This is a genomic window from Barnesiella sp. CU968, from assembly GCF_905219685.1.
In the GTDB taxonomy this organism is placed as follows: domain Bacteria; phylum Bacteroidota; class Bacteroidia; order Bacteroidales; family Muribaculaceae; genus Lepagella; species Lepagella muris_A.
The window spans coordinates 1-7,611 of sequence record NZ_CAJMXD010000118.1 but is presented as its reverse complement, the minus strand read 5'-3'; the positions used below and the strand labels follow the sequence as shown (position 1 = coordinate 7,611).

Sequence of the window (7,611 nt, the reverse complement as noted above, 5' to 3'; positions counted from 1 at the left end):
TGCTCCTTCTTCGGAATCATGAAATCATCTCAAAATCTCCTAAAATTTAATATAAGCTAATTTCCAACACTTACTTAAGTAATTGATTCTTGCCTATTGAATTATCAACATGTCAGTTCAGCACCGGTTTGAACTGATGTTTCACACCTTCCACCACATTAAGCATGTAGTCTCCGAGTTTCTCAGCCTCGCCAATGAGATCCATAAAGAATATACCCTCCTGATAGCCATATTCTTTATTATTGATATTGAAGATATTGCCATCGCGGAGTTTATTCCTGAGATTGTTGATTTCACGCTCTTTGTTATAAGCTGCCACAACCTTGGAGCTTTCCGGTGTCTCCATATCCTCAAGCAGTCCGAGCATATTTTTCATAGCATCGGTAACCATGTCATACATCTGGTCTATCTCATGCATCACAGGCTGGGCGAACTCAACATGATTCTGCACTTTACGCTGCAGGGTCTTGGCTACATTGAAACATCCGTCTGCTATTGATTCTATCTCACTTATGACACGAAGCATTCCTGCCACTCTCATCTTACCCTCGGGACTAAGGCGCCCCTCGGCTACTTTATTCAGATAGCTTCCGATCTCTATCTCCATACGGTCTGAAATCTCTTCATATTTCTCAAGACGACTGTAGATTTCCGTATATTTGTCATCCTTGGGATCGGTATGTATAAGCTGACGCGCCATTCCAAGCATTCTGTCAACTCTTTTCCCGTAAAGCACAATTTCTTTCTGAGCCTGTGTTATGTTAAGCTCGGAAGCCGAAAGAATACCACGGCCGATATATTTGAGGGTAAATTCCTCCTCCTCGTCTTTATGACGGGTAGGCATGATCCAGCATACAATCTTGACATATAACTTAGTGAACCAGATCATCACAAGCAGGTTGCAGGCATTGAACACCGTCGGGAACATCGCAAGACCGAACGCGATGCAACTCTGGGCGCGCGCCGTCATGCCCCCTTTCTCTGTAAACAGGGTGGTATCGCGCATCCCTGCTTCCTGAGCCTGACTGATATGAAGAGGATTGATACCGTCGCATGCCTGCGTTATATCGGCTACAAGCTCGCAGAAAGGATGGAAAAGGCACAACACTATCAGAGAGCCGAGCACATTGAAAAGCACATGCCCCATCGCAGTTCTTTTGGCTGCAAGATTACCGCTAAGCGACGCAAGCACAGGTGTGATGGTGGTTCCGATGTTGCCTCCGAGAATTATCGCGCATCCGAGAGCGAAAGAAATCCATCCCTGCGAACACATGATAAGCGTTATGGCGAATGTGGCTGCGGAACTCTGCGCTACCATGGTCACGATAATGCCTATCGCGAAAAATATAAGCACCGAGCCGACTCCGAGGTTGGTATAGTTGGCGAGAAACGCAAGCATCTCCGGATTCTCCTGAAGATTCGGAACATATTTGCTTATCAGGTCAAGACCCATGAAAAGGAAACAGAACCCTATCAGAAACTCGCCGAAGCTCTTGTAGCCGCTCTTCTTCATGAAGAGCATGGGAACGCCTATGGCAAGAAGCAGGATGCTGTAGTCCGAGATACTGACTTCGAAAGAGAATGCGGAAATAATCCAGGTTGTTGCCGTGGTGCCGACATTGGCACCGAAAATCACCGCCATTGATTGCTCAAGGCTCATCAGACCGGCATTCACAAAGCTCACAACCATCACCGTGGATGCGCTTGAACTCTGAATAAGTGCAGTAATGGTGATACCCGTCAACACTCCGGTGATGCGGTTGCGCGTCATCGCGCCGAGAATGTTGCGAAGCCTGTCGCCGGCAACTTTCTGAAGCCCTTCGCTCATCACCTTCATTCCATACAGGAAGAGACAGACCGATCCGAGAAGGCTGATAAAATCAACAACTNTATAACTCATCTAAATTTTGCGGTTGTGAATTGTTCTTGTTTATACATTTACATAATCTCAAATCAGGCCATCCCATACCCATTACTATTAACATTCAGAGACATGTGTATGTTTATATGAATCCTCGACTTGGATTTTTGCAAAATTAAGGAAATATTTCGATAATTTTATTAATTTTACTATCGAATTAATCGTTTTTTTGACTGTTATGGAAATAATCAGCCTTTACCCTTCCGATCCCGACATGATTTCGGAAAAGAATATAGAGGGGGCGATACCTTTTTCAACTTTCAATTCGGAAAGCAGACGTCTCCGCAGATTGAAAGCCATAGTGGCGATGGCAAATGACCGTGCGATAGGGCGCAAGGGAACCCTCCCCTGGCATCTTCCCGAAGACCTCGCCCATTTCAAGGCAACGACTCTTGGCAATCCGATTGTAATGGGTCGCAAAACGTGGGAGTCCCTTCCGAGGCGTCCATTGCCGGGAAGAAGAAATATGGTCGTTTCAGCAAACAGCGGGTATGTGGCTGAGGGTGCCGAGGTGTTCGGCTCCGTGGAGATGGCGATAGCCGCATGTCCGGCATCCGAGACTCCGGTAATCATTGGCGGCGCGAGCATATACAAAACGGCTCTCCCCTATTGCACGGATATCATCGTCACTCAGGTTGACACAACTGTTCCGGATGCAGACACGTTCTTCCCCGAATTGTCGCAGGAAGAATGGAAGATATCGGAATGTTCCGAATGGATGACTTCTGTCAAGGGACTTAAATATAGATTCGTATCATTCTCCAGAAAATGAAGATAGCCCTCATATGCAAATCCGACTCTACCGGAGGAGCGGCGGTAGTGACTTTCCGGCTGATGAACGCATTGCGTGCCAACGGCATGGATGCGCGCATGATTGTGACTGAAAAGAAGAGCGGCTCTCCGCATGTCATAGAAGCTGCCTCTCAGAATAAATCACTTGTTCCGTTTCTTGCCGAACGACTAAGAATATTTGCGGGCAATGGGTTCAACCGCAAGACTCTTTTCCGTATTGACACGGCATCCGACGGACTGCCGCTTCACAGGATACCCTTTGTCAGGGAAGCGGATGTGATATGCCTTAACTGGGTGAATCAGGGAGTCGTTTCATTAAAGGGCATCAGAAAACTCGCTGCTCTCGGGAAACCGCTTGTGTGGACAATGCACGACATGTGGAACATGACCGGCATCTGTCATCATGCCGGATATTGCCAAAAATTCCTGGGGCCCCGCGGGGAATGCGGTGACTGCCCTTTACTGGAGTATAAAGCCTCGAAAAACGATCTCTCACACAAGGTGTGGCAACACAAAAGGAATCTCTACGATAGCGTTAATATCAATTTTGTTGCCGTAAGCACATGGCTTGCCGATACGGCACGGAAATCATCGCTGATGCATGACTCCGACATATCCGTGATTCCCAACGCATTCGACACTACAACAATTTCTTTGCCAACCAAGACTGCCGTTTCAGGCAACCGGGATTCGGCAAGAATCATATTCGGTGCAGCCCGCATTGACGACCCGGTCAAGGATCATCACACTCTTGTCGAGGCAACGAAGATTCTTGCGGATAAATATCCGCAAGAGGCAAAAAGGCTGGAACTTGTGACTTTCGGCTCACTTAAGGATCCGGATGCGCTGAAGGGGGTGGCAATACGCCACACACATCTGGGCAGAATCTCTCCTGAAGAAATCCGCGATATATATGAATCGGGAAGCGTAGTTGTCTCTACTTCCGAATGGGAGACACTGCCGGGAACCCTCATCGAGGGGCAGGCATGGGGATGCGTGCCGGTAGCTCTCGACCATGGAGGACAACCGGATATAATCGACCATCTGTCTACCGGTTATCTCGCACCCTGGAGCGACAACAGAAAAGAGAATGCCCTCCGCATCGCGGAAGGCATTCTATGGGGAATTAACAATCGTAACAGCGTCATACAGATTATGCAGCAGTCCGTTATCGAGAAATTCGCCGAAAATACTGTGGCTGAAAAATATATCCGGCTCTTCAGGAAGCTCCTGAATCAGTAATCAGCCGTAGCGGTTGTTAAGCGTCTATATTCGCATAAGAAGCGTGAGCCTCTATGAAATCGCGGCGCGGCGCAACCTCCTCGCCCATCAGCACGGAGAATGTGCGGTCGGCTTCGGCGGCGTTAGTCAGCGTCACCTGCTTGAGCATACGGTTTTCCGGATCCATGGTGGTTTCCCAAAGCTGCTCGGGATTCATCTCACCAAGACCTTTGTATCGCTGCAGAACAAGCCTGTTGCGCTCTCCGTTGCATTTGTCATCGACAAAGCGTTGTACCTGCTGGTCTGTCCAGCAATATTCCTCTACATTCTTCTTCCCTTTGAGGGAGCATTTGTAAAGCGGCGGAGTCGCGATATAAAGATAGCCGTTGTCGATGATCGGACGCATACGGCGGTAGAAGAATGTCATGAGCAGTGTTGCGATGTGGGCACCGTCGACATCGGCATCGGTCATGATCACAATCTTGTGATAGCGGAGTTTCGACATGTTGGGGGCTTTTGAATCCTCTTCCGTGCCGATGGTCACGCCGAGTGCCTTGTATATATTGACGATTTCATCGGAATTGAGCACTTTATGCTCCATCGCTTTCTCAACATTCAGAATCTTTCCGCGAAGAGGAAGAATTGCCTGATATCTCGGGTTACGGCCCTGCTTTGCGGAACCTCCCGCCGAATCTCCCTCGACAAGGAAAAGCTCGCATTCCACGGCATCACGGCTCTTGCAGGGAGCAAGCTTGCCGGGAAGACCCGCGCCCGACAACGGGCTCTTGCTCTGCACGCGCATTCTGGCACTGTAGGCGGCATGACGTGCCTGCGCCGCAAGCACAACCTTGTTGACTATCGCCTTTGCCTGCGCAGGGTGCTCCTCAAGATAATAACGCAAAGCCTCGCTCACCGCACTCTGAACGACTCCTCCGACCTCATTGTTGCCAAGCTTGGTCTTTGTCTGACCTTCGAACTGCGGTTCAGCGACCTTTACGGAAATCACAGCTGTCAGTCCGTCACGGAAGTCTTCTTTTGAAAGCTCTATCTTCAGCTTTTCCAGAAGATGGTTGTCATCTGCATATTTCTTGAGTGTGGACGTGAGACCGCGGCGGAAACCGGTAAGATGCGTACCGCCCTCTATGGTATTGATATTGTTGACGTAAGAATAAATATTCTCGTTGAAGTCGGTGTTATAGGTCATTGCCACCTCGATCGGGACACCGCCACGCTCCGTGTTGAGGTGTATGATGTCTTCAATCAGAGGTTCTTTCCCCTCATCGATATATTTCACGAATTCTTTGAGACCTTCGGCACTGTGGAAAACATCACGTCGCGGGTTTCCTTCTTCGTCACGTACGCGCTCGTCGGTGAGTGTCAGTGTTATTCCCGCGTTAAGAAATGCGAGGTCGCGCAGACGGTTGGCGAGTGTCTCGTAGTCATATACCGTCTCGCTGAAGATTGTGGCGTCAGGATGGAAAAGGATTGTGGTTCCCGTATGGTCCGTCTCGGAAACGACTGTGAGGTCGCACGTGGGCTTTCCATAAGCATATTCCTGCATATGCACCTTGCCGTCGCGGTGAATCTCGGCTCGCAGATAGTCGGACAACGCGTTCACGCAGCTTACGCCGACACCGTGCAGACCGCCGGACACCTTATACGAACCCTTGTCGAACTTACCACCGGCGTGAAGCACTGTCAGAACGACCTCAAGAGCAGGCTTGTGCATCTTTTCATGCATGTCTACCGGTATGCCTCGGCCATTGTCAACGACCTTGATGGAATTGTCCTCAAGAATGCTCACTTCTATATGGCTGGCAAAACCGGCGAGAGCCTCGTCGATAGAGTTGTCGACCACCTCGTAAACCAGATGATGCAAGCCGCGCACGCCTGTGTCGCCGATATACATCGACGGACGTTTGCGCACCGCCTCAAGTCCCTCAAGCACCTGGATATTATCCGCTTGATATCTTTTCTCTTCTTCTTCTGTTGCCATATTGTGCAGTATCTTTGTCAGTCTTGGTTTTAACATACAAATTTAATAAAAAAAACTGACATTCACACTTCCCGGCTTCCAAATATATCCCTATTCACGCAATAAAATCACGAAACCGGACTTACACGGCTACATCAAAAAAAAGGGAGATTCCGCAAATGTGGAATCTCCCTTCTGTTGATATGATAAAGACTCTTAGCCTTTATATTTCTTGAGGATCACTGAAGCGTTATGACCTCCGAAACCGAACGTGTTCGAGAGAACGGCGTTGATTTCACGGGGCTGAGCCTCGTTGAATGTGAAGTTGAGGTTATAATCGATTTCAGGGTCATTATCACCCTCCTCATGATTGATCGTGGGAGGAACAATATTGTCGTTGAGAGACTTGACACTGAGAACAGCCTCAAGCGCGCCGGCTGCACCGAGAAGGTGACCGGTCATCGACTTGGTGGAGCTGAGATTCATCTTGTATGCATGCTCTCCGAAAACTTTCTGGATAGCCTTGACCTCACCGATGTCTCCGACGGGAGTCGATGTGCCGTGCATGTTGATGTAATCGATATCCTCCGGCTTCATGCCGGCATCCTTAAGTGCGTTCTCCATGCCGATTACGGCACCGAGTCCATCGGGATGAGTGGCGGTGATATGATATGCGTCGGCACTCATACCTCCTCCGGCAACCTCCGCGTAAATATGCGCGCCGCGTGCTTTGGCGTGCTCAAGCTCTTCAAGAACAAGAGCGGCAGCACCTTCGCCAATTACAAAACCGTCGCGGGAACCGCTGAACGGACGGGATGCCTTTTCACATTCTTCATTACGGGTAGAGAGTGCCTTCATGGAATTGAAGCCACCTACTCCTGCGGGGAAAACCGCTGCTTCGGCGCCGCCTGCCACAATAGCGTCCGCCATGCCTAGACGGATATAGTTGTATGCGTCGATAAGGGCATGGTTGGAAGAAGCGCAAGCCGATACTGTCGCGAAATTCGGACCTCTGAACTCATGCTCGATAGAGATGTGGCCGGCTGCGATGTCGGCAATCATCTTGGGGATGAAGAAGGGATTGTATTTGGGTCCCTGCTCCGAGCCATGAAGTGCGAAATATCCGGCTTCCTCCTCGAATGTGTGAAGTCCGCCGATACCTGCCGCGAAAATAACGCCGACACGATTCTTGTCGACTCCTTCGCCTTCAAGACCTGCATCTTCTATTGCCTCGTCGGCAGCCTTAAGCGCATACATGGCGTAAAGGTCAAGCTGACGGGCTTTCTTGCGGTCGAAATGCGCGGAAGGATCAAAATCCTTGACCTCGCATGCGAACTGTGTCTTGAATTTGGCTGCGTCGAAGTGTGTAATCGGGGAGGCACCGCTCTTGCCGGCCTTGGCATTCTCCCAGGTCGTCGCCACATCGTTGCCGATCGGAGTCAAAGCCCCGAGTCCCGTTATTACAACTCTCTTTAATTCCATGAAACTTGATTATTTGCTGTGTTCCTCGATATAGCTGATGGCGTCGCCAACAGTCGAGATCTTCTCTGCCTCTGCGTCGGGAATAGTAATGTCAAATTCTTTCTCGAACTCCATGATGAGCTCTACGGTGTCGAGTGAGTCTGCGCCGAGATCTTTGCTGAATTCAGCGGTAGGAGTTACTTCGTTATCATCTACTGTGAGTTTGTCTACAATGATCTCT

At 49.5% G+C, this 7,611-nt stretch carries 6 protein-coding genes; 2 read left to right on the top strand and 4 right to left on the bottom strand.

Annotation, left to right across the window (positions count from 1 at the left end; translation table 11 throughout):
- Positions 1-112 precede the first annotated feature (112 nt).
- Positions 113-1,900: a Na/Pi cotransporter family protein gene (locus tag JX312_RS06265; RefSeq protein WP_204457417.1), complete on the bottom strand. Its 1,788-nt coding sequence runs from the start codon at positions 1,898-1,900 to the stop codon at positions 113-115.
- 199 nt (positions 1,901-2,099) lie between these two features.
- Here JX312_RS06265 and JX312_RS06260 point away from each other — a divergent pair, with 199 nt between their 5' ends.
- Together JX312_RS06260 and JX312_RS06255 are read left to right on the top strand one after the other, a co-directional pair.
- Entirely contained in the window at positions 2,100-2,693 is a 594-nt protein-coding gene (locus tag JX312_RS06260; protein WP_204457416.1) for a dihydrofolate reductase, read from the top strand.
- Positions 2,690-3,955 (top strand): glycosyltransferase, encoded by a 1,266-nt coding sequence (locus tag JX312_RS06255; protein WP_123403062.1) that lies wholly within the window; start codon positions 2,690-2,692, stop codon positions 3,953-3,955. The genes JX312_RS06260 and JX312_RS06255 overlap by 4 nt, the downstream gene beginning before the upstream one ends.
- 16 nt (positions 3,956-3,971) lie before the next feature.
- Here the strand turns inward: JX312_RS06255 and gyrB are convergent, their stop codons facing one another.
- The 3 genes from gyrB to JX312_RS06240 form a co-directional block, all read right to left on the bottom strand.
- Positions 3,972-5,930 (bottom strand): DNA topoisomerase (ATP-hydrolyzing) subunit B, encoded by a 1,959-nt coding sequence (gene gyrB, locus JX312_RS06250; RefSeq protein ID WP_123403408.1) that lies wholly within the window; start codon positions 5,928-5,930, stop codon positions 3,972-3,974.
- Between the two features lie 195 nt (positions 5,931-6,125).
- Positions 6,126-7,391, bottom strand: coding sequence for a beta-ketoacyl-ACP synthase II (fabF, locus tag JX312_RS06245; protein ID WP_123403064.1), 1,266 nt, complete (start codon positions 7,389-7,391; stop codon positions 6,126-6,128).
- A 9-nt stretch (positions 7,392-7,400) separates the two neighbouring features.
- On the bottom strand, positions 7,401-7,607 hold the full coding sequence (locus JX312_RS06240; protein ID WP_239653827.1) for an acyl carrier protein: 207 nt from the start codon (positions 7,605-7,607) through the stop codon (positions 7,401-7,403).
- Positions 7,608-7,611: the final 4 nt, after the last annotated feature.

Excerpts from the sequence above, each read along its gene's own strand:
- JX312_RS06260 (WP_204457416.1), top strand. The coding sequence starts at position 2,100 with ATGGAAATAATCAGCCTTTACCCTTCCGATCCCGACATGATTTCGGAA.
- JX312_RS06255 (WP_123403062.1), top strand. The coding sequence starts at position 2,690 with ATGAAGATAGCCCTCATATGCAAATCCGACTCTACCGGAGGAGCGGCG.
- gyrB (WP_123403408.1), bottom strand. The coding sequence starts at position 5,930 with ATGGCAACAGAAGAAGAAGAGAAAAGATATCAAGCGGATAATATCCAG.
- fabF (WP_123403064.1), bottom strand. The coding sequence starts at position 7,391 with ATGGAATTAAAGAGAGTTGTAATAACGGGACTCGGGGCTTTGACTCCG.